This window comes from Aeromonas simiae, assembly GCF_014892695.1.
Classification (GTDB): domain Bacteria; phylum Pseudomonadota; class Gammaproteobacteria; order Enterobacterales; family Aeromonadaceae; genus Aeromonas; species Aeromonas simiae.
Genome location: NZ_CP040449.1, coordinates 80,001 through 102,429, shown reverse-complemented (window position 1 = coordinate 102,429; position 22,429 = coordinate 80,001). Strand labels below are relative to the sequence as shown.

At 60.4% G+C, this 22,429-nt stretch carries 16 protein-coding genes, 1 tRNA gene and 2 rRNA genes (1 of these 19 running past the window's edge); 6 read left to right on the top strand and 13 right to left on the bottom strand.

Annotated elements, in window-relative coordinates; translation table 11 throughout:
* Window positions 1-18: 18 nt before the first annotated feature.
* A complete protein-coding gene (gspC, locus tag FE240_RS00465; protein WP_404800041.1) occupies window positions 19-873 on the bottom strand; it encodes a type II secretion system protein GspC in 855 nt (284 codons plus the stop codon).
* Between the two features lie 223 nt (window positions 874-1,096).
* Here gspC and hslR point away from each other — a divergent pair, with 223 nt between their 5' ends.
* The 3 genes from hslR (at window position 1,097) to pckA (ending at window position 4,200) form a co-directional block, all read left to right on the top strand.
* A complete protein-coding gene (gene hslR / locus FE240_RS00460; RefSeq protein ID WP_193002943.1) occupies window positions 1,097-1,489 on the top strand; it encodes a ribosome-associated heat shock protein Hsp15 in 393 nt (130 codons plus the stop codon).
* Window positions 1,490-1,541: 52 nt separating this feature from the next.
* Window positions 1,542-2,423, top strand: a complete 882-nt coding sequence (gene hslO, locus FE240_RS00455; protein ID WP_193002942.1) for an Hsp33 family molecular chaperone HslO — start codon at window positions 1,542-1,544, stop codon at window positions 2,421-2,423.
* Between the two features lie 148 nt (window positions 2,424-2,571).
* Window positions 2,572-4,200, top strand: a complete 1,629-nt coding sequence (pckA, locus tag FE240_RS00450; protein ID WP_193002941.1) for a phosphoenolpyruvate carboxykinase (ATP) — start codon at window positions 2,572-2,574, stop codon at window positions 4,198-4,200.
* 47 nt (window positions 4,201-4,247) lie between these two features.
* Here pckA and envZ read toward each other — a convergent pair whose 3' ends face one another.
* Both envZ and ompR read right to left on the bottom strand, forming a co-directional pair.
* Window positions 4,248-5,561, bottom strand: a complete 1,314-nt coding sequence (envZ, locus tag FE240_RS00445; protein WP_193002940.1) for a two-component system sensor histidine kinase EnvZ — start codon at window positions 5,559-5,561, stop codon at window positions 4,248-4,250.
* Window positions 5,558-6,277, bottom strand: a complete 720-nt coding sequence (gene ompR / locus FE240_RS00440) for an osmolarity response regulator transcription factor OmpR (protein ID WP_193002939.1) — start codon at window positions 6,275-6,277, stop codon at window positions 5,558-5,560. The genes envZ and ompR overlap by 4 nt, the downstream gene beginning before the upstream one ends.
* Window positions 6,278-6,492: 215 nt before the next feature.
* On the opposite strand from ompR, the gene greB reads away from it, so the two are divergent.
* Both greB and FE240_RS00430 read left to right on the top strand, forming a co-directional pair.
* A complete protein-coding gene (gene greB / locus FE240_RS00435; protein WP_193002938.1) occupies window positions 6,493-6,969 on the top strand; it encodes a transcription elongation factor GreB in 477 nt (158 codons plus the stop codon).
* Window positions 6,970-6,989: 20 nt separating this feature from the next.
* Window positions 6,990-9,317: a Tex family protein gene (locus FE240_RS00430; protein WP_193002937.1), complete on the top strand. Its 2,328-nt coding sequence runs from the start codon at window positions 6,990-6,992 to the stop codon at window positions 9,315-9,317.
* 53 nt (window positions 9,318-9,370) lie between these two features.
* On the opposite strand, the gene FE240_RS00425 is transcribed toward FE240_RS00430, so the two are convergent.
* From FE240_RS00425 to FE240_RS00395, 7 genes are all read right to left on the bottom strand, one after another.
* The gene (locus FE240_RS00425) at window positions 9,371-9,976 is read right to left on the bottom strand and encodes a thiol:disulfide interchange protein DsbA/DsbL (protein ID WP_193002936.1); all 606 of its coding nucleotides are present in this window, start codon (window positions 9,974-9,976) and stop codon (window positions 9,371-9,373) included.
* 69 nt (window positions 9,977-10,045) lie between these two features.
* Window positions 10,046-11,023, bottom strand: coding sequence for a serine/threonine protein kinase (locus FE240_RS00420; protein WP_193004374.1), 978 nt, complete (start codon window positions 11,021-11,023; stop codon window positions 10,046-10,048).
* A 52-nt stretch (window positions 11,024-11,075) separates the two neighbouring features.
* Window positions 11,076-12,509 (bottom strand): cytochrome c oxidase accessory protein CcoG, encoded by a 1,434-nt coding sequence (gene ccoG / locus FE240_RS00415; protein ID WP_193002935.1) that lies wholly within the window; start codon window positions 12,507-12,509, stop codon window positions 11,076-11,078.
* 144 nt (window positions 12,510-12,653) lie between these two features.
* A complete protein-coding gene (locus FE240_RS00410) occupies window positions 12,654-12,917 on the bottom strand; it encodes a YihD family protein (RefSeq protein ID WP_042047030.1) in 264 nt (87 codons plus the stop codon).
* A gap of 25 nt (window positions 12,918-12,942) precedes the next feature.
* A complete protein-coding gene (locus FE240_RS00405) occupies window positions 12,943-14,097 on the bottom strand; it encodes a GGDEF domain-containing protein (protein ID WP_193002934.1) in 1,155 nt (384 codons plus the stop codon).
* Between the two features lie 87 nt (window positions 14,098-14,184).
* Complete coding sequence (cueR, locus tag FE240_RS00400; RefSeq protein WP_193002933.1) at window positions 14,185-14,574, bottom strand: Cu(I)-responsive transcriptional regulator; 390 nt, start codon at window positions 14,572-14,574, stop codon at window positions 14,185-14,187.
* 11 nt (window positions 14,575-14,585) lie between these two features.
* Window positions 14,586-16,946: a heavy metal translocating P-type ATPase gene (locus FE240_RS00395; protein WP_193002932.1), complete on the bottom strand. Its 2,361-nt coding sequence runs from the start codon at window positions 16,944-16,946 to the stop codon at window positions 14,586-14,588.
* Between the two features lie 583 nt (window positions 16,947-17,529).
* Here FE240_RS00395 and pgi point away from each other — a divergent pair.
* Complete coding sequence (pgi, locus tag FE240_RS00390) at window positions 17,530-19,179, top strand: glucose-6-phosphate isomerase (protein ID WP_193002931.1); 1,650 nt, start codon at window positions 17,530-17,532, stop codon at window positions 19,177-19,179.
* A 408-nt stretch (window positions 19,180-19,587) separates the two neighbouring features.
* Here pgi and FE240_RS00385 read toward each other — a convergent pair.
* The 3 genes from FE240_RS00385 to FE240_RS00375 all read right to left on the bottom strand — a co-directional run.
* A tRNA-Asp gene (locus FE240_RS00385) sits at window positions 19,588-19,664 on the bottom strand.
* A gap of 30 nt (window positions 19,665-19,694) precedes the next feature.
* Window positions 19,695-19,809, bottom strand: a 5S ribosomal RNA gene (gene rrf / locus FE240_RS00380).
* 104 nt (window positions 19,810-19,913) lie between these two features.
* Window positions 19,914-22,429, bottom strand: a 23S ribosomal RNA gene (locus FE240_RS00375) (it continues 373 nt past the right edge of the window).

Genomic DNA, 22,429 nt, shown 5'->3' with positions numbered 1-22,429 from the left:
TGTTGTTGTAACTCCAGATCATTGTTCCGACAGGCCGACATGGAGGTCATGCGGCTGGCCATCCCGCTCCACGGTGACGGTCATCTCGCTGGCGCTAGCCAGTTGCTGCATGGCTTGCATGGCCTGTGCATTGTCCCTTAAATCCAATCCGTTGATGCTCACTGCCATGTCGTTAGCCTTGAGGCCGAGGCGGTTGAACAGAGAGGGGTTCTTACCCGGATTGAGGCGATAGCCGAGCAGATGCCCATCTCCCAGTACCGGCGAGATAGAGATGTAATCGGTCAGTTTTCCCGGATTGCTGAGCAGCTCGCCACGAGCGGCCGCCAGCGTATTGTCAGCCGGTGTCACCGGCAGCGGCTTGCCGTACTCTTCGCCGTCGAGCATCAGGGTCTCGTCACGCCCTTGCAGCTCGAGGATTACCCGATCCGGGTAGATCATGCGGATGCGGGCCTGGGTGCCGTCGATGACCTCCCCGGGCCCGTAGCTGTTTTGCAGATTATTGTTGGCGATGATGGCAATGGATCGGTTGGGATCATTGCTGGCCAGCACGCCGGTCAACTGCACATTGAGGCGGGTGCGCGGCGCATCGATGGCGACCGCCTTGGGGGGCGCGACACCGGCTGGCGGAGCCTTGCCAAACAAAGAGAGACCGAGCAGCTCGTCGAGCGGCAAGGTCGGCTGCCCCTGACCTGGTGGGGCCGGCATCCGCCCCTGCGGCTGCCACTGTTCGACAGAGGCCGGTTGCAGCATGGCGAGTGAGCGCCAAGTCAGGCCCGCCAACTGCTGGGCCAGCAGCAGGAGCAAGACCAGAAACAGCAACTGACTGGCGCGTGACCAGGGCATCTTCCGCAAGACGGTGAAGAGATGATTCAACTTCTCTTCCCTGAACAGCGCTTCCATAGATTCATCAACAACTTTTTTTGTATATAGAGGGGGTTATTGTGTACGGCCTTGGCTTACGACACAACCGCCCCAGCCAAGCACCGCATGAAAAAGGAGCCTGAGTCACATTCAGCCATGAGCCCGCCACCGCTCAACCTAGGACAATGGCTCTGGTATACTTGTTCCACGCTTTTTTATCTGTAGGAGCCCTCTCATGGCACAAGAGAATGGCGACGCGGTTCGCCTCGACAAATGGCTCTGGGCAGCCCGCTTCTACAAGGCGCGCAGCATGGCGCGCGAGATGATTGAAGGGGGCAAGGTGCACTACAACGGCCAACGCTGCAAACCGGGCAAGCTGGTCGAAGTGGGGGCTCTTATCCGTTTCTGGCAAGGCCATGACGAGCGCGAGGTCGAGCTGCTGGTCATCAGCGGCCAGCGCCGCGGTGCCCCCGAAGCCCAACAGCTCTATCGGGAAACCGAGGCCAGCCTCAAGCGCAAGGCCGACAATGCCGAGGCTCGTAAGCTCGGCAGCCAGTTCGCGCCCAGTCCGGAACGGCGCCCCGACAAGCAGGAACGCCGCCTGCTCATCCGAGCCAAACAATACTGACCCCTTTACATGACAGAAGCGCGCTCGCTTCCTCCCATCACTGGAAATCACAATGAGCCAAGATCAACTCCATCGTTATCTGTTTGAAGAGTATGAAGTCCGTGGTGAGCTGGTACAGCTCGATCAGACCTTCCGCCACATCGTCGATGCCCAAAGCTACCCGCTGCAAGTGCAGGCCCTGCTCGGTGAGCTGCTGGTCGCCACCAGCCTGCTGGTCGCCACGCTCAAGTTTGAAGGCTCCATCACGGTGCAACTGCAAGGTGACGGCCCGGTCAAACTGGCGGTGATCAACGGCGATCACAACCAACATCTGCGTGGCGTCGCCCGCGTCGAGGGCGAGCTGCCGGCAGAGGCCGACATTCACTCCCTGATCGGCAACGGCCAACTGATCATTACCATCACCCCGGAGCAGGGCGAACGCTACCAAGGCATCATTGCCCTCTCCGAGCCCACCCTGGCCGGTTGCCTTGAGGCCTATTTTGCCCAATCCGAACAGTTGCCGACCCGGTTGTGGATCCGCACCGGCATGCAGGATGGCGAGCCGAAGGCCGCTGGCATCATGGTGCAGGCCCTGCCGGCCCAGAGTGAAGATCACGAGGCCGATTTTGACCATCTGGTGCAGCTGACCAACACCATCAAGGATGAAGAGCTGTTCACCCTGCCGGCCGAAGAGGTGCTCTATCGCCTCTATAACCAGGACAAGGTGCGACTGTTTGAGCCGCAACCCGTTGCCTTCCACTGCACCTGTTCACGGGAGCGCTGCCAGAACGCCCTGTTGCAGGTTGGTAAGGAAGAGGCTCTGGATATTGTCAGGGAACACGGGCAGATCGACATGCATTGCGACTACTGCGGTAGCCACTACCTGTTCGATGGTGTGGACGTGGAAAGCCTTTTCAAGGTGGTTCCCGCCAATGATACAAACCAGTTACACTGAAAAAAGGCGGGGAAACCCGCCTTTCGCTTTATAACTAAAACAAAACCCTATTTTATAAACTTTGATGGCTGTCGCTTAATTATACCACCTAGGTGGTAGCATGATGGTCAGCTAAAACCCTACAAACCTCTGAACCCAGGAGATAACAATGACAATCGTGGCTGAATCTACCACCTTGGCACAAAAATTGGGCTTGGCACGTTACGGCATCCATGACATGGCCGACGTGATCCGCAACCCCTCCTACGAACAACTGTTCGCGGAAGAGACCCGCCCCGAGCTGGAAGGCTACGAGCGTGGAGTGGTCACCGAGCTGGGTGCCGTTAATGTCAACACTGGCATCTTCACCGGCCGCTCCCCGAAAGATAAATACATCGTCAAAGACGCCACCACCCAGGATACTGTGTGGTGGTCTGACCAGGGTAAAAACGATAACAAGGCGATCACGCCGGAAGTGTGGGCACACCTGAAATCCCTAGTAACCAAGCAGCTCTCCGGCAAGCGCCTGTTCGTGGTGGACGGCTTCTGCGGTGCCAACCCTGACACCCGTCTGGCCGTGCGTATCATTACCGAGGTGGCTTGGCAGGCACACTTCGTGAAGAACATGTTCATCCGTCCGAGCGACGAAGAGCTGGAAAACTTCGAGCCTGACTTCGTGGTGCTCAACGGTGCCAAGTGCACCAACCCGAACTGGAAAGAGCAGGGCCTCAACTCCGAGAACTTCGTCGCGTTCAACCTCACCGAGAAAATGCAGCTGATCGGCGGCACCTGGTACGGTGGCGAGATGAAGAAGGGCATGTTCTCGATGATGAACTACTTCCTGCCCCTGCGTGGCATCGCCTCCATGCACTGCTCCGCCAACGTAGGCCAGGACGGTGACGTGGCCATCTTCTTCGGCCTCTCCGGTACCGGTAAGACCACCCTCTCCACCGACCCGAAACGCGCCCTGATCGGTGACGACGAGCACGGCTGGGACGATGACGGCGTCTTCAACTTCGAAGGTGGCTGCTACGCCAAGACCATCAAGCTCTCTAAGGAAGCCGAGCCGGACATCTACAACGCTATCCGTCGCGATGCCCTGCTGGAAAACGTGACCGTCGCCGAGGATGGCACCATCGACTTCGATGATGGCTCCAAGACCGAGAACACCCGGGTCTCCTACCCCATCTATCACATTGAGAACATCGTCAAGCCGGTCTCCAAGGCGGGTCACGCCACCAAGGTGATCTTCCTGACCGCCGATGCCTTCGGTGTGCTGCCCCCGGTCGCTAAGCTGACCAAGGAGCAGACCAAGTACCACTTCCTGTCCGGCTTCACCGCCAAACTGGCCGGTACCGAGCGCGGCATCACCGAGCCGACCCCGACCTTCTCCTCCTGCTTCGGCGCGGCCTTCCTCAGCCTGCACCCAACCAAGTACGGTGAAGAGCTGGTCAAGCGCATGGAAGCCTCCGGGGCCGAAGCCTATCTGGTCAACACCGGCTGGAATGGCACCGGCAAGCGGATCTCCATCAAGGATACCCGCGGCATCATCGACGCCATCCTCGATGGCTCCATCGAGAAGGCGCCGACCAAGGAACTGCCGATCTTTAACCTGGAAGTACCAACCGAGCTGCCGGGTGTCGATACCGCGATCCTCGACCCGCGTGATACCTACGCCGATCCCACCCAGTGGGATGCCAAGGCGCAGGATCTGGCCCAGCGCTTCATCAAGAACTTCGAGCGCTTCACCGATACCGACGAAGGCAAGCGTCTGGTGGCCGCCGGCCCCCAGCTGTAAGCCGAGCGTGACATGAAAAAGCGGGCCAACAGGCCCGCTTTTCTTTTTCACGACTCTTCCCACTCCAGCGGCTGCTGTCGCGGCAATCGCAGCTCGACCAACAGCCCACCCTGCTCGGCGCGACCAAGCCGCACGCTGCCGTGGTGCTGGGCCAGGATCTTGGCCACGATGGCCAGTCCCAGACCACTGCCGCTGCGGGTGCGGGCCGCATCCCCCTGGGTGAAGGGGCGCAGCAGCCGTTCACAGTCCTGCACCGGAATGCCGGGGCCGTTGTCCGACAGGCGCAGCCGTGCCCAATGCTCGTCGCCTTGCAGCTCAACCCACAGCCGGCTGGCCCCATAGCGCAGGGCGTTGGTGGTGAGATTGCTGATGACCCGCCGCAGGCCGACGGGGTTGCACTCGACTGGCAGCGCATCGGGCGGCAGATCGAGCGCCACCTCCAGCCCCTGCTCGACCGGCAGCAATACCGCATCGTGCACCAAGACCGCCAGATCGAGGGTCTCCATGACGATGCCGCTGTCGGGGCGGATGTAGTCGATGAACTGATCGATGATGTCATTTGACTCGTCGATATCGGCGTTGATGCTCTCTTTGAGGAACTCATCCCCGGAAGACATCATCTCGGTGGCGAGCCGAATGCGGGTGAGCGGGGTACGCAGATCATGGGAGACCCCGGCCATCATCAGGTTACGCTCCTCCACCAGATTCTTGAGCGAACGCGACATGTGATTGAAGGTGCGGGTCAGGCGACGCAGCTCACGCGACCCCTGTTCTGGGCTTGGCGCCGGGAACTGGCCACGGCTGACCGCAATGGCGCCCTCCTCCAGACACTTCAACGGCCGCACCAATTGACGCGCCCACCACCAGGCACAAAACAGAGTGCCCACCAACATGACTGAGAGAAAGAAGATGATGGGCAGGATATCGTCATCCTCAATTTCGGTCAGCGGAATGCGCACCCATACCTTGTTGGCCTGAGGCGGCTGGATCCAGACGATGTAGTGCTCCTGGAGTTCAACTCGCACTCGGGTTGGCCCGCCCAGTTCGCGGCTGATCAGGGTCTCGAGAAAGGGGTAACGATCGCTCTCTCGCAACCCGTTGGTTTCTGCCTCCCGCTGGCTGTAAACATCCACCCCGGTCGCTACCGAGACCAGCGCCTCGGCATCATCACTCAGCGACGCCTGGCTCTGCTCGAGCGGCAGGATCAGCTTGACCTGATTGGCCAGCAGGTGGGCGATCTGCTTGACGGTCGGGTCGAGCAGGTAGTTGTAGAAGGTGGCGTAAGAGACCAACTGATAGACCACCAGCACGGCCCCAAGAAACCAGAGCAGGCAGGAAAACATGGAAGAGGCGCGCTTCATGGGGCGCTACCATCCGGAATGAAGACGTAACCCAGCCCCCAGACGGTCTGGATGTAACGGGGCTGGGAGGGCTCGGCCTCCAGCATGCGACGTAGCCGCGACACCTGCACATCGATGCTGCGCTCGGTCGCGGTGTACTCGCGCCCGCGCGCCAGATTCATCAGCTTGTCGCGCGAAAGCGGCTCGCGCGGATGGCTCACCAGCACCTTGAGCACGGCAAACTCACCGCTGGTCAAGGTCACCGGCTCGCCGTTCGAGGTCATCTCGCGGGTCGCCAGATTGAGCACATGGGGGCCAAATTCCACCACCTTCTCCGTGGTGGAAGGGGCGCCCGGCAGCTCCACCGAGTGGCGCCGCATCACGGCACGAATGCGCGCCAGCAGCTCGCGCGGGTTGAACGGCTTGGGCAGATAGTCATCGGCTCCCATCTCGAGACCGACGATGCGATCCACATCATCCCCCTTGGCGGTCAACATCAGAATGGGCAACTGGCTGCCGGCCTCGCGTAGACGGCGACAAATGGAAAGGCCGTCCTCCCCCGGTAGCATCAGATCGAGCACCATGAGGTGGAAGTTTTCACGGGCCAGCAGCCGGTCTGCCTGTTCGCCGTTACCCACGCCGCGCACCCAGAATCCCTGCTCACTCAGGTAGCGCTCCAGCAAGGTGCGCAGCTTGGGATCGTCGTCAACCACCAGGATCTTCTGTTGTTGGCTCATGCTTCTCTCTCTGTCATTGCCTACGGGCTCCATGTTAGGTCACTGCGATCGGTGGGCAAGCATAATTGTGTTACCGGGTATGAACTTCCCACCTGCGACGCCGAGTGTCGGTGAAGGCGTCATGGCAAAGGGGGTGGCATGAGCGCGGCGGTTCCCTCTTGCCGGCCCAGGGGTAATAATGCAGGCACATCGACTCAAGGAGACGCAGTCACCCCATGAGAAGCCAACTGATCACCCGTGAGGGGTACAACCGCCTCAAGCAGGAGCTGGACCAACTGTGGCGGGTTGAGCGGCCGGAAACCACCCGCAAGGTGAGCTGGGCCGCCAGTCTCGGCGATCGCAGTGAAAATGCCGACTACCAGTACAACAAGAAGCGCCTGCGCGAAATTGACCGGCGCGTGCGCTACCTGCGCAAGTGCCTGGAAAACCTCAAGATCGTCGACCACTCCCCGGCCCAGGAGGGCAAGGTCTTCTTCGGTGCCTGGGTCGATATCGAGAACGAAGCCGGCGATACCCTACGCTTTCGCATCGTCGGCTACGACGAGATCTTCGGTCGCAAAGATTACATCTCCATCGACTCCCCCATGGCGCGCGCCCTCCTCAAGAAAGAGGTCGACGACGAGGCGGTGGTACAGACCCCGGCCGGTGAGGCCATCTGGTACATCAACGCCATCAGCTATACCCAGCCCTGATCCCTCCTGACGAGAGACCCATGAACAGCATCGAAACACAGATCGCCACCGAGCTGGCGGCCCGCCCCGAGCAAGTACAGGCCGCCATCCGCCTGCTCGACGAGGGGGCCACCGTCCCCTTCATCGCCCGCTACCGCAAAGAGGTCACCGGTGGCCTCGACGACACCCAGCTGCGTAACCTAGAGAGCCGCCTCGGCTACCTGCGCGAGCTGGAAGATCGCCGCCAGAGCATACTGCGTTCCATCGAGGAGCAGGGCAAACTCACCGCCGAGCTGGCCCGTGACATCCGCGCGGCCGACAGCAAGACCCGCCTTGAGGATCTCTACCTCCCCTACAAGCCCAAGCGCCGCACCAAAGGACAGATGGCCATCGAGGCCGGCATCGAGCCGCTGGCCGAGCTGCTGCTCGGCGATCCCATGCGCGAGCCGGAGCAGGAAGCCCTCGCCTACCTCAACACCGAGGCCGGGTTTGCCGACAGCAAGGCGGTGCTCGACGGCGCCCGCTACATCCTGATGGAGCGCTTCGCCGAGCAGGCCGGTCTGCTCGAAAAGCTGCGCGATTTCCTGTGGCAGCACGCCAACCTGCGCGCCCGCCTGGTGCCCGGCAAGGAGCAGGAGGGGGCCAAGTTCAAGGACTACTTCGAACATGACGAGCCGTTGGCCAGAGCCCCTTCCCACCGGGTGCTGGCCATGCTGCGCGGGCGTAACGAGGGGGTTCTCTCCCTCACCCTGCACACAGGGGAAGAGGAAGGAGCCAGCCCCTGCGAGGGGATCATTGCCCGCCATCTTGGCCTGAGCTTCTCCGGCCGCCCGGCCGACAAGTGGTTGCAGGGGGTGGTGAGCTGGACGTGGCGCATCAAGCTCTCTTTGCAGATGGAGACCGAGCTGGTCGGTCGCATCCGCGAGAGCGCCGAGGAGGAGGCGATCAAGGTGTTCGCCATGAACCTCAAGGATCTGCTGATGGCCGCCCCAGCCGGCATGCGCACCACCATGGGGCTGGACCCTGGGATCCGCACCGGGGTTAAGGTGGCCGTGGTCGACGCCACCGGCAAACTGGTCGACACCGCCACCATCTATCCGTTTGAGCCCAAGCGCCAGGTGGAGCAGAGCCTCAAGACCCTGCGCGATCTGTGTGTGAAGCACAAGGTCGAGCTCATCAGCATCGGCAACGGCACCGCCTCGCGCGAGACCGACAAGCTGGCCGGCGAGCTCTTTAGCCGCTACCCGGAGGCGCGCGCCCAGAAAATCGTGGTGAGCGAGGCCGGCGCCTCGGTCTATTCGGCCTCCGAGCTGGCGGCCAATGAGTTTCCGGATCTCGATGTCTCCCTGCGCGGCGCCGTCTCCATTGCCCGCCGCCTGCAAGATCCGCTCGCCGAGTTGGTGAAAATCGATCCCAAGAGCATAGGGGTCGGCCAGTACCAGCACGACGTGAGCCAGACCCAGCTCGCCCGTAAGCTCGAGGCCGTGATTGAGGACTGCGTGAACGCGGTCGGGGTGGACGTCAACACCGCCTCGGCGCCGCTGCTGGCACGGGTCTCCGGCTTAAGCCAGACCCTGGCCCAGAACATAGTGCAGTTTCGCGATGACAACGGCGCCTTCGCCAGCCGTCAGCAACTGCTCAAGGTGAGCCGGCTCGGGCCCAAGGCGTTCGAGCAGTGCGCGGGCTTCCTGCGCATCCGTGGCGGGGCCAACCCGCTGGATGGCTCGGCAGTACACCCGGAATCCTACCCCGTGGTGGAGCGCATCTTGGCGAAATTGCAGCAGTCGGTGGAGAGCCTGCTCGGCAACAGCGCCCTGCTCAAGGAGCTCAACCCTGCCGACTACACCGACGAGCGCTTCGGCGTGCCGACCGTCACCGACATCATCGGCGAGCTGGGCAAGCCGGGTCGTGACCCGCGCCCCGAGTTCAAGACCGCCACCTTCCGCGAGGGGGTGGAGAAGGTCTCGGATCTCGAGCCCGAGATGGTGCTGGAAGGGGTGGTCACCAATGTCACCAACTTCGGGGCCTTCGTCGATGTCGGCGTGCATCAGGATGGGCTGGTGCACATCTCATCGCTCACCGATCGCTTCATCAAGGATCCGCGCGAAGTGGTCAAGGCCGGCGACATAGTCCGGGTCAAGGTGCTGGAGGTGGACGTGCCGCGCGGCCGCATCTCGCTCACCATGCGCATGGACGAGCAGGCCGGCGAGCGCAAACCACGCGGCGAGGATCGTCGCGCTAGCGGCGCGCGCAGCGGTAACGGTCCGCGTGAACGTCACCAAGGCAGTGCGCGGCGAGAAGACAAACCGCAAAACGGCGCGCTCGGCAACGCCTTCGCGGCCGCCTTTGCCAACGCCCGCAAAAAATAAGCAGCCATGAAAAAGCCCGGCCATTTGGCCGGGCTTTTTTTATCGTGATGGCATCACTTCTGCGCGAGCAGGAAGCTCACCAGACGGTTGAACTGATCCTGGGAGGTGATGGACTCAATCTTGATCAGGTACTTGCCGTTGACCACGAAGGCCGGCACACCGCGGATCTGGAACTCCTCGGTGTTGCGGTCGAACTGGGCGACCATGCCGGAGACGGCGAAGCTGTCGACGGCACCGTCAAACTCCTCTCCCTTGACGCCGTTGTCGACGAAGATCTGCTTCACGTCGTCACGGCTCTGCGGGAACTGCTTCTGCTCGTGCAGCTTGGAGAAAATAACCGGGGTCAGTTTCCCTTCCACTTCCAGCAGGCTGGCAACAGCATAGGCACGCTGCATCTCGGGGCCCATCTCGCGGCCCAAGAAGGCCACCGGGTTCTTCTTAAAAGAGACCCCCTGCGGCAGGCTCTTCTTCAGCTCGCTCGCGATCGGCTCGAACTTGTAGCAGTGCGGGCAGTAGTAGGAGAAGAACTCCAGCACTTCCGGTTGGGCAGAGCCCGTCTGCTTGACCACCTCATAGTTGACGCCTTCCTTGAATTCCGGGGCGGCGTGCACCATGGGCATCATCAGCATGGCGGCAATGAACAACAGTATTTTCTTCATGATCTTTCCTGTTATGGGGATCGGTGTGAGGCACGCCCGGCGAACCGAAGCAGAGCCAAGCCTATTGCGTCACCAGGCCGGCGTCAATGAGAGCGGTGGCTCACGCAGCGCCAGCAACTGCTCCTGCATAGCCTTCAGCTGTTGCTCCCAATAGGCTCCGGTATTGAACCAGGGGAAGTGGCGCGGGAAGGCAGGATCGCTCCAGCGACGCGCCAGCCACGCCATATAGTGCACCATGCGCATGGCCCGCAGCGGCTCGATGAGGCGCAGCTCACGGCGATCCAACTCCATGAACTCCTCGTAGCCGGCCAGCAGGGCATCGAGCTGCATCATCCGCTCCTGCCGGTCTCCCGACAGCAGCATCCAGAGATCCTGAATGGCCGGCCCGGTGCGACAGTCATCGAAATCCACCAGTAGCGGGCCATCACGCCAGAGGATGTTGCCGGGATGGCAGTCCCCATGCAGCGGGATCAGCTCCACCTCCAGGCTCATCGCCTCGCGCACGTGGGCAATCAGCTCATCCAGAACCCCGAAGAAGGGCTTGGCGAGGCTGCGCGGCAGCCACTCGCCGCTCGCCAGCAGATGGCGCGGCTCCTCCAGCATGGTGGCGACATCGAGCTGCGGTCTGTGCTGGAAGGGGTGCACCGACGAGACCTCATGCAGCCGGCCGAGCCAGCGCCCTACCCCCTCCAACTGATCCAGATTATCCATCTCGAATGCCCTGCCACCGAGGCTCGGCCACAGGGCGAAGTGGAACCCCTGATATTCGAGCAGGGTCTCGCCGTCAAAGGCCAGCGGGGTCGCCACCGGGATCTCCTCGGCTGCCAGCAGGGCGGTGAAGGCGTGCTCTTCTAGGATCTGTTCCCGCCGCCAGCGGCCCGGACGATAGAACTTCACCACGTAGCGGCGCCGCGCCTCATCGTGAAACTGATAGACCCGGTTTTCATAGCTGTTGAGCGCGGTTAACCCGGAGTCAATCACCAGCCCAGTCTGGGCCAGTGCATCAAGGATGAGGTCGGGGGTCAGGTCGCGGTAGTCGAATCCCATGGCATCACCGAAAAAGAGAGGGGGCACATGGCCCCCATTCTACCCATTCCACTCAGAGCCGGCTGATAAACTTGCTCGGCTGCTTGATGACCCCCTTGGGCTCGCTGGCCGCCCCTTTGCGGATCAGCACGAAGCGGATATCGAGCACGGCATCGCGCAGGTTGTCGGGGTTAACCCCCAGGCTCACCGGCTGGTTGAGGATCTCGCCGCTCTTGAGAGTCACCTCGCGCGGGCCATACCACTGGTAGTCGGGCAGCCCCTCGACCGCCAGCCGGAAGGTCTGCGGCCGCATCGTCTTGTTGAGGATCTTGAGGTTGTAGGTGTTCTCCACCAGGCCATCTCCGTTCTCACGAAATAGCTGGTTGCGATCGCGGATGACGTCGAGCCCCATCGGCATGATCGACATGGCGCTGTAGGCAAAGACCCCGAGCATGACCAGCATCACCAGGCCATAGCCGATGAGCTTGGGCCGCGCCACCTGAGTCGAGTGACCCGCCAGCTTGTGCTCTGTGGTGTAGCTGATGAGCCCCTTGGCATAGCCCATCCGCTCCATGGTCTGATCGCAGGCATCGACGCAAGCACCACAGTTGATGCACTCGTACTGCAGGCCGTCACGGATATCGATACCGGTCGGGCAGACCTGGACGCACAGGTCACAATCGATGCAATCCCCCAGCCCGAGCGCCTTGGGATCGGCCTTGCGCGGGCGTGGGCCCCGCTGCTCGCCGCGCGCCCCGTCATAGCCAACGATGAAGGTGTCTTTATCGAACATGGCCGACTGGAAGCGGGCATAGGGGCACATGTGGATGCACATGATGGCGCGCATGAAACCGGCGTTGCCATAGGTGCAGGCAGTAAAGAAGAGCACCCAGAACAGAGGCCAGAAGTCGATGGAGAAGGTGACCAGAGCGGGCATCAGCGCGGTGATGTCCTGAAAATAGCCGACGAAGGTGAGGCCGGTGACCAGGGAGATAAGCAACCAAGCCAGATGCTTGGCGCCCTTGCGCAGCAGCTTATCGCGTCCCCAGGGGGCAGCATCGAGCTTACGCCGCTTGTTGGCCGGTCCTTCGAACTTCTCCTCACACCAGATGAAGAGGAAGGTCCACACCGTCTGCGGGCAGAGATAGCCGCACCAGACCCGGCCGAGGAAGGTGGTCACAAAAAACAGGGCAAAGGCGGCGATCATCAGCAGCCAGGCAAGCAGGGTGAGATCCTGTGGCCAAATCGTGGTAGCAAAGATGTGGAACTGCTGGTTGCCGATGTCGAGCAGCACCGCCTGGCGCCCCTCGTAGCGCAGCCAGGGCAGCGCCAGAAACAGCAGCATGAACAACCAGCCCATGTTGCGCCGCAGACGCTGCCAATACCCGGTCTGCGCCCGCACATAGATACGATTGCCCGGATTAAACCGGTCATCGCTGGCCTTGAAGGTGTGGGGGTTGCACTCTCCGGTCACGTCCTTGACCTCGATCTGCTCTTGCTCGGCCATGGGGCACATTGCTCCGTTCTGATTGTTATCGGCCGATTATATCTTAATCAGCCGCTCACCCGGAGCCATCACCACCGGCAATGTTGAAGGAAGATCGCAAATTTGTAGCAAAAAATGACGCGCCGGGAGGGCGCGTCAGAGGGGTCACTTGATACCGCGGGCCTTGAGCAGGGCCTCTTTGAAATCAGGCACCTGATCCTTGGCAAGGCCGGGGATCATGGCGCTCTTGTCGGCATCGCGCATCTTGAGGTGGTAGATGAGCACGTCATCGGTCAGTGCACTCAATGGCCCCTCGTAACCGGCCTCTTTGGCCAGCTTCTCGATGAACTGGATCAGGTTCAGATCCTGTTCCTTGATCCAGGCGGGCTGCAATAACTCGAGCAGCTCTTCGATACGATGACATTGCATCTGGAATCCTCACTGTTGTCGAACATCAGGCGGCACGCCCCTGTAGGGCGGCCTCCACACGATCCCGGCCATTATGCTTGGCTTGATAGAGAGCTGCATCCGCTTTTTGCACCAACTCACCGGCACTCATGCTCTCATCAGGCACCAGAGTCGCCACCCCGATACTGCCGGTCACCACGCTGGCAATCCGGGAGCGGGCATGGGGGATCGCCAGATCCTTGATGCGCTGACGCACCTGTTCGGCAATTTGCCACGCCCCCTGCTGACCCGTGGCCGGCAACAGCAAGGCAAACTCCTCGCCCCCATAACGGGCGGCCAGATCGTCTTCCCGGCGCAACGCCTCTGCCAGGGCGGCCGCCACCTGTTGCAGGCATTCGTCACCCCACTGGTGTCCATAGTGATCGTTGAACTGCTTGAAGTAATCCACATCGAGCAAGATCAGCGAGAGCGGGGCCTTGGCGCGATAGCAACGGCGCCAGGCCCGCTCCAGCGAGTGGTCGAAATGAGCGCGGTTGGCGATGCCGGTCAGGCCGTCGAGGCGTGAGGCGAGTTGCAGGTGTTCAGAGACACTGCGCAACTCGGCCACCAGATCGGCATTGGTGAACCGGTGGTAGAGCGAGGTCAGTTGCTCGCGGCGCAGTCGACGCACCAGGGCGGAGAGAAACAGCAGCAGATACCCGGCCAGTATGCAGGAGAGGATGCGCTCTTGATCTCCGCCCTGCCACAGCACCAGCAACATGGTGAGCCCGAGCGGAGAGATCAAGCCATAGAAGCAGCGGCGGCTACCGATGAGCAGTATGCTGCCACCGGTCAGCAACAGGCAGGAGAGAATGATGAGAGCGGCACGGTGGGAGGGCGGCAGGACATCGAGATAGAGCAGCATCCCCATGCTCCAGATGATGGAGGTGCAGGTCACGCCGATGAAGATTTCGTGCTCCACCCTCTGGTGCTGCACCAGGTGGAGATGGCCCTGCCGCCACTTGACGTGGCCCCAGCGCAGCGCGAGCACGATCAAGTTACCAAAAAGCCACAGCAGGGTATGTTGGGGGGCGACGTAAGGGTAGAACATCAGCCCCCAGCTCAATGCGACCAACAGCAAGAACGGAACGCTGAACAGGACATGCTCACAGAGCTGGGCCGTCACGGCCTGCCTGACCTGTTTGGCTACATTCGGTGTCACCGTGCACGCTCCCTGTACAAGAAGGCGACAGTCTAGCACCGACTCAACTGAGCAACAACTCACCACTCGTCAACATGAGACCCCACCTTATTCCTTGCCCAATTCGTCGAGGATCGGGCACTCGGGGCGCTCATCGCCGTGGCAGCAGCGGGTCAACTGTTCCAGGCTGGTCAGCATCGCCTGCAAGCCGGCGATGCGCTCGCGCAGGTCGACCATCTTCTCTTCGGCCAGCTTCTTGACCTGGGCGCTGGAGCGGTGCTCGTCCCGGTAGAGCGCCAGCAACTCCTGGCACTCTTCGAGGTTGAAGCCGGTCTCGCGGGCCCGCTTGACGAAGCGCAGCTCACGTAGCGCCGCGTCACCGTAACTGCGATAACCGTTGTCACTGCGCTGTGGGGCTGTGATGAGGCCGATGCTCTCGTAGTAACGGATAGTCTTGGCCGTCAGCCCGCTGGCCTTGGCAACCTTGCTGATGTTCATCGCTTTCTCTCCTACCGGGCGCTCGGGCGCCACCGTTTCAGCATCAAGGAATTGGCTAGCACTGTCACGCTGCTCATGGCCATGGCGGCACCGGCCAAGGCCGGACTGAGCAGACCGAAAGCGGCGAGCGGAATGCCGACCGTATTGAAAATGAAGGCCCAGAACAGGTTCTGGCGAATGGTGCGCCAAGTGGCCGCCGAGATATCGATGGCATCGACCACCAGACGCGGATCCGGACGCATCAGGGTAATCGACGCCGTCTCCATCGCGACTTCAGCCCCCGAGCCCATGGCAATCCCCACATCGGCGGCGGCCAGCGCAGGCGCATCGTTCACCCCGTCACCGACCATAGCGACCAGCCCCGCGCTCTGCGCTTGCAACTGCTGCACCCGCTCGACCTTCCCAGCCGGTAATACCTGGGCAAAGGCCCCATCCAGACCAAGTTGCTCGGCGGCATGATCCACCGCAGCCCTGGCATCCCCACTCACCAGCCAGGAGGTGATGTGCCGCGCCCGCAGTGCCGCGACGGCGGCCGCACTCTCCGGGCGCAGCGGATCAGCCAGATCGGCCCAGCCAACCAGTTCACCATCGCGGGCCATCCAGACCCGGGTCACCCCGGCTGGCGCGGTAATGCCGCCACTGAGCACCACACCGGCACGCTGCATCAGCGCCTGGTTGCCGACGAATAGATGATGCCCTGCGACGCGCCCTTCGATACCACTGCCCACATGCACCTTGAGATCCTCGGGCTGGGGCAGGGTCTCATCCACTGCGGCCAGCATGGCGCGCGCCAGCGGATGCTCGCTCCCCTGTTGCAAAGCGGCAGCCAGCCGCAGGTCGGCAGCGTCACCATGCCACTGATCCAGGCTCGGACGCCCCTGCGTTAGGGTACCTGTCTTATCGAAGATGACGGCGCGCACCCGATGCGCCCGTTGCAGGGTCTCGATGTCACGGATGAGAATCCCATGCCGGGCCGCAGCACCGGTACCGGTCACCACGGCCGCCGGCGTCGCCAGCCCCAGCGCACAAGGGCAAGCGATGACCAGTACCGCCACCGCGGCCATCAGCGCCTGCTCCCCAGAGCCGTTTAGCTGCCACCAGAGCAGGCCGGTGAGCAGTGCAATGACCATGACGACCGGAACAAACAGAGCAGAGATGCGATCGACCAACTGCTGGAACGGCGCCTTACCCATCTGGGCCTGCTCAACCAGCGCTATGATGCGGCCGAGGTTGGACTCCTCCCCCACCGCACGCGCCTCAAGCTCCAGTACGCCGGAGCCGTTGATGGTTCCCTCCAGCACCCGATCACCAATAGTGCGCAACACCGGCACACTCTCACCGGTCACCACCGCCTCGTCCAGCTCGCTCTCACCGCCGGTGATGACCCCATCGACCGGGATCCGCTCACCAACCAGCACCTGGATCTGCTCCCCTTTGAGCACCTCGGCGATCGCCACCTGCTGCCAGCTTTCGTCACGCCATACTCTGGCCTGCTGCGGGCGCAGCGCCATCAATTCGACAATGGCGGCACGGGTACTGCGCTTGGCGCGCCCCTCCAGCCACTTACCAAGCGAGACCAGGGTGATCACCACGGCACTCGCCTCGAAATAGAGGTGTCCCATGGCCGCGGGCCCCAGTTTGAACAACAACCACAGGCTATAGCCATAGGCGGCGCTGGTGCCGGTGGCGACCAGGACATCCATGTTGCCACTGCGCGCCCGCAGGGCCCGCCAGGTTCCGCGATAAAAACGGGCACCGACCCAGAATTGGACCGGCGTGGCGAGTAGCCATTCAGCCACTGGCGGCAGGTGCCAGGGCAGCAGACCGGCCATGGCCGCCATCCCCAGCAGCAGGGGCAAGGTCAGCAGGGCGGAGATGATGAGGCGAAACCGCTCGCGACGCTCTTCACCTTGCTCCCGCGCAGCTTGCTCCTGCAACTGTCTGGCGCGATCCTCGGCCGGGCGGAAGTGGGCGGTGAAACCGGCGGCGGCCACCGCATCGCGCAATCTGGCTGGTGTCATGACCCCAGCAGCCCCGCTCACCCGCGCCTCATTCAGGGAGAAGTTCACCTCGGCCTTGAGCACACCGGGTTCGCGGGCCAACACCTTCTCAAGGCGGCTGGCACAGGCGGCGCAGCTCATCCCCTCGACGGCAAACTGCTGTGTCTCCTGCTCGACCTGGTACCCAAGCGACGAGATCCGCTCCAGCGCCGCCCCAAGCTGCTGTGGTTGTTCCAGCTCCAGCGCGCCCTGCTCGAGCGCAAAGTTCACAGAAGCCTTCACCCCTTCCAGTTCATTCAAGCCCCGCTCGATGCGATCGGCACAGCGGGCGCAACTCATGCCTTTGATCGGCACATGCAATGAAAGTGTCATTTCAACTCTCCTCTATGGGACAGTCAAACCTTAACCTTTACATGAACTGGAATGTAAAGCCTGTGGAGAAAAAAGCATGCGGGCAAAAAAGAGGACGCGATACCTCGTCAGCCCCGACGTAATCCCCCTCGCCATCCCCCTTGATTACCCATCGGCGAGGGCCCCGCCTCGATGAGGGCCACGACACGCAGGGCAATGATGCTTTATCGGCCCAGCAAGGTGTGGGCACAGCTCTCCTTGCATTGCGAGCGCAGCCACAAAGGAGGCCGACTCAGCGCACGCTCAGCAAGAGCACCTTCACCCAGATACCTGCTGAGGGCTGAAAACCGCTCCTTGGCTCGCCATCTCTGCACTGAAAACGATGGAGGAGGCCAAAATATGAGCGCGCTCAATGTCCGATGCAAAGGGGGGAGCCATAATCGCGGCATTTGGTTGTAAACTTACCACCTCCCTAATGGAGACAGTCCGTTATCTTCTGTTACGACGCCGGTATAGGCGGGCTGGTTATAATCACTCGAATAACAAGGTTTGGCGGGAGCCTAGCCTGGCAGGTTCATACACTACTTGGAATCTCAGGAAACCTATGAAAAATATCAACCCAACCAAGACCCAGGCCTGGCAGGCACTGGAAGCCCACTTCGCTGCCCATGGCAAGATGCAGCTGAAGGATCTTTTCGCCAAGGATGCGCAGCGTTTTGACAAATTCTCCCTCACCTTCGGTGGCGACATTCTGGTCGACTACTCCAAGAACCTGATCACCGAAGAGACCCTCAAGCTGTTGATTGCGCTGGCCAAAGAGACCGATCTGCGCAGCGCCATCGATGCCATGTTCAACGGCGACAAGATCAACATGACCGAAGGGCGCTCCGTGCTGCACGTGGCCCTGCGCAACCGCTCCGACCGCCCCATCGAAAGCGATGGCAAGGACGTGATGCCGGAAGTGAATGCCGTACTGGCCAAGATGAAAGGCTTCTGTGAGAAGGTCATCTCCGGCGAGTGGAAAGGCTACACCGGCAAGGCGATCCAGCACGTGGTCAACATCGGTATCGGCGGCTCCGATCTGGGCCCAGTGATGATCACCGAGGCGCTGCGTCCGTACAAAAACCACCTGCAGATGCACTTCGTCTCCAACGTCGATGGCACCCACATCGCCGAAACCCTGAAGAAGATCGACCCGGAGACCACTTTGTTCTTGGTCGCCTCCAAGACCTTCACCACTCAGGAGACCATGACCAACGCCCTGACCGCCCGCGACTGGTTTATCAAGAGCGCCGGTGATAAGGCCCATGTAGCCAAGCACTTCGCTGCGCTGTCTACCAATGGCAAGGCCGTGGCCGAGTTTGGCATCGACACCAACAACATGTTCGAATTCTGGGATTGGGTGGGTGGCCGCTACTCCTCTTGGTCTGCCATCGGCATGCCCATCGCCCTTTCCGTCGGTTTCGAGAACTTCGAAGCCCTGCTGCAAGGCGCCTTCGAGATGGACATGCATTTCGCCACCGCCTCCTATGAGCAGAACGTGCCGGTACTGCTGGCCCTGATTGGGCTGTGGTACAACAACTTCTACGGTGCCGAATCCGAAGCCATCCTGCCCTACGATCAGTACATGCATCGCTTCCCTGCCTACTTCCAGCAGGGCAACATGGAATCCAACGGCAAGTACGTGGACCGCGATGGCAACCCGGTCGACTACCAGACCGGCCCCATCATCTGGGGTGAGCCGGGCACCAATGGCCAGCACGCCTTCTATCAGCTGATCCATCAAGGCACCAAGCTGATCCCGTGCGACTTCCTGGCGCCGGCCATCAGCCACAACCCGCTCGGCGATCACCACCCGAAACTGCTGGCCAACTTCTTTGCCCAGACCGAGGCCCTGGCCTTCGGTAAGAGCAAGGAGCAGGTCGAGGCTGAATTCCTGGCCGCCGGCAAGACCTTGGAGCAGGTTAAGGATCTGGTGCCGTTCAAGGTGTTCGAAGGCAACCGTCCGACCAACAGCATCCTGTTCAAGCAACTGACCCCGAAAACCCTCGGCTCCCTGATCGCCATGTACGAGCACAAGATTTTCGTGCAAGGGGCCATCTGGAACATCTTCAGCTTTGACCAGTGGGGTGTGGAGCTGGGCAAGCAGCTGGCCAACCAGATTCTGCCGGAACTGGGCACCGCTGGAGCCATCACCAGCCATGACAGCTCCACCAACGGCCTGATCAATACCTGGAAGGCGTGGAAAGCCTGATATCGGCAGACCTGAAGCAAAAAAGCCCGCTACCAAGCGGGCTTTTTATTATGTTCAGAGATCTATCGCCAAGAGGAATAAAAGCTTCATCAGTACAAGAGTGCCCCTGTCGCGCTCTTACTGTGTGAGGCAAAGGGTGGCAACAGGCCCGCCCTCACGGGCGAGCTTCGGTTGTGATGGCGCATCTAGGCACCTGATACATTCAAGAGCACCGCCCCTCTCGCACTAAACAAAAAAACCAGTCGCTCGACTGGGCTTCTCTTGCGTGACGACGTGGCTGTCGTGCAAGGAGCTGTGATGCGAAGGCCGAGGCGATGGCCACCTTCTCGGTCGTCTGGCGAGACAGCGATAAACGCCCAATACAAAAGCAAAAAGGCCTTCCCATCAGGGAAGGCCTTCAATAGTTAGTGGCGGAGCGGACGGGACTCGAACCCGCGACCCCCGGCGTGACAGGCCGGTATTCTAACCGACTGAACTACCGCTCCGCATTCGGCTAGCTTATTGCTAAATTGGGTGCCTGGCAGTGTCCTACTCTCGCATGGCATCTGCCACACTACCATCGGCGCTACAGCGTTTCACTTCTGTGTTCGGCATGGGAACAGGTGGGTCCACCGCGCTATGACCGCCAGGCAAAATCGTAATCCGAAAAGCTGATTGCACTCACGATTCTCATCACAAGCACTTAAGTCGTTCTCGCTTTGTCACAAGCGCTCAAAACACTTCTTGGGTGTTGTATGGTTAAGCCTCACGGGTAATTAGTACGGGTTAGCTCAACGCATCGCTGCGCTTACACACCCCGCCTATCAACGTTGTGGTCTCCAACGGCCCTTTAGGACCCTCAAGGGGTCAGGGATGACTCATCTCAGGGCTCGCTTCCCGCTTAGATGCTTTCAGCGGTTATCGATTCCGAACTTAGCTACCGGGCAGTGCCACTGGCGTGACAACCCGAACACCAGAGGTTCGTTCACTCCGGTCCTCTCGTACTAGGAGCAACTCCCTTCAATCATCCAACGCCCACGGCAGATAGGGACCGAACTGTCTCACGACGTTCTGAACCCAGCTCGCGTACCACTTTAAATGGCGAACAGCCATACCCTTGGGACCAACTTCAGCCCCAGGATGTGATGAGCCGACATCGAGGTGCCAAACACCGCCGTCGATATGAACTCTTGGGCGGTATCAGCCTGTTATCCCCGGAGTACCTTTTATCCGTTGAGCGATGGCCCTTCCATACAGAACCACCGGATCACTATGACCTGCTTTCGCACCTGCTCGACCTGTCCGTCTCGCAGTTAAGCTGGCTTATGCCATTGCACTAACCTCCTGATGTCCGACCAGGATTAGCCAACCTTCGTGCTCCTCCGTTACTCTTTGGGAGGAGACCGCCCCAGTCAAACTACCCACCAGGCACTGTCCGCGATCCCGATTCAGGGACCTGCGTTAGAACATCAAACATACAAGGGTGGTATTTCAAGGTCGGCTCCACGACAACTAGCGTCATCGCTTCAAAGCCTCCCACCTATCCTACACATGTAGGTTCAATGTTCAGTGCCAAGCTGTAGTAAAGGTTCACGGGGTCTTTCCGTCTAGCCGCGGGTACACCGCATCTTCACGGCGATTTCGATTTCACTGAGTCTCGGGTGGAGACAGCATGGCCATGGTTACACCATTCGTGCAGGTCGGAACTTACCCGACAAGGAATTTCGCTACCTTAGGACCGTTATAGTTACGGCCGCCGTTTACCGGGGCTTCGATCAAGAGCTTCGTGTTACCACTAACCCCATCAATTAACCTTCCGGCACCGGGCAGGTGTCACACCCTATACGTCCACTTTCGTGTTTGCAGAGTGCTGTGTTTTTGATAAACAGTCCCAGCCATCTGGTCACTGCGACTCCCAACAGCTCCGTGAGCAAGTCACTTCACCATCAAGAGCGTACCTTCTCCCGAAGTTACGGTACTATTTTGCCTAGTTCCTTCACCCGAGTTCTCTCAAGCGCCTTGGTATTCTCTACCCGACCACCTGTGTCGGTTTGGGGTACGATGACATGTAATCTGAAGCTTAGAGGCTTTTCCTGGAAGCAGGGCATCAATGGCTTCACCACCGTAGTGGCTTCGTCTCGTGTCTCAGTGTTGTGTCTCCGGATTTGCCTAGAAACACCACCTACGCACTTTCACCAGGACAACCGTCGCCTGGCCCACCTAGCCTTCTCCGTCCCCCCATCGCAATTACATGTCGTGCAGGAATATTAACCTGCTTCCCATCGACTACGCCTTTCGGCCTCGCCTTAGGGGTCGACTCACCCTGCCCCGATTAACGTTGGACAGGAACCCTTGGTCTTCCGGCGAGGAGGCTTTTCACCCCCTTTATCGTTACTTACGTCAGCATTCGCACTTCTGATATCTCCAGCATACCTCTCGATACACCTTCGCAGACTTACAGAACGCTCCCCTACCACTTGCACTGAGTGCAAATCCGCGGCTTCGGTGCCTGGTTTGAGCCCCGTTACATCTTCCGCGCAGGCCGACTCGACTAGTGAGCTATTACGCTTTCTTTAAATGATGGCTGCTTCTAAGCCAACATCCTAGCTGTCTGAGCCTTCCCACATCGTTTCCCACTTAACCAGAACTTTGGGACCTTAGCCGGCGGTCTGGGTTGTTTCCCTCTTCACGACGGACGTTAGCACCCGCCGTGTGTCTCCCGGATAGTACTTACTGGTATTCGGAGTTTGCAAAGGGTTGGTAAGTCGGGATGACCCCCTAGCCTTAACAGTGCTCTACCCCCAGTAGTATTCGTCCGAGGCGCTACCTAAATAGCTTTCGGGGAGAACCAGCTATCTCCGAGTTTGATTGGCCTTTCACCCCCAGCCACAGGTCATCCCCTAACTTTGCAACGTTAGTGGGTTCGGTCCTCCAGTTGATGTTACTCAACCTTCAACCTGCCCATGGCTAGATCACCCGGTTTCGGGTCTACACCCTGCAACTAGTCGCCCAGTTAAGACTCGGTTTCCCTACGGCTCCCCTATACGGTTAACCTCGCTACAGAATGTAAGTCGCTGACCCATTATACAAAAGGTACGCAGTCACCCGAAGGGCTCCCACTGCTTGTACGTACACGGTTTCAGGTTCTATTTCACTCCCCTCACAGGGGTTCTTTTCGCCTTTCCCTCACGGTACTGGTTCACTATCGGTCAGTCAGGAGTATTTAGCCTTGGAGGATGGTCCCCCCATGTTCAGACAGGATATCACGTGT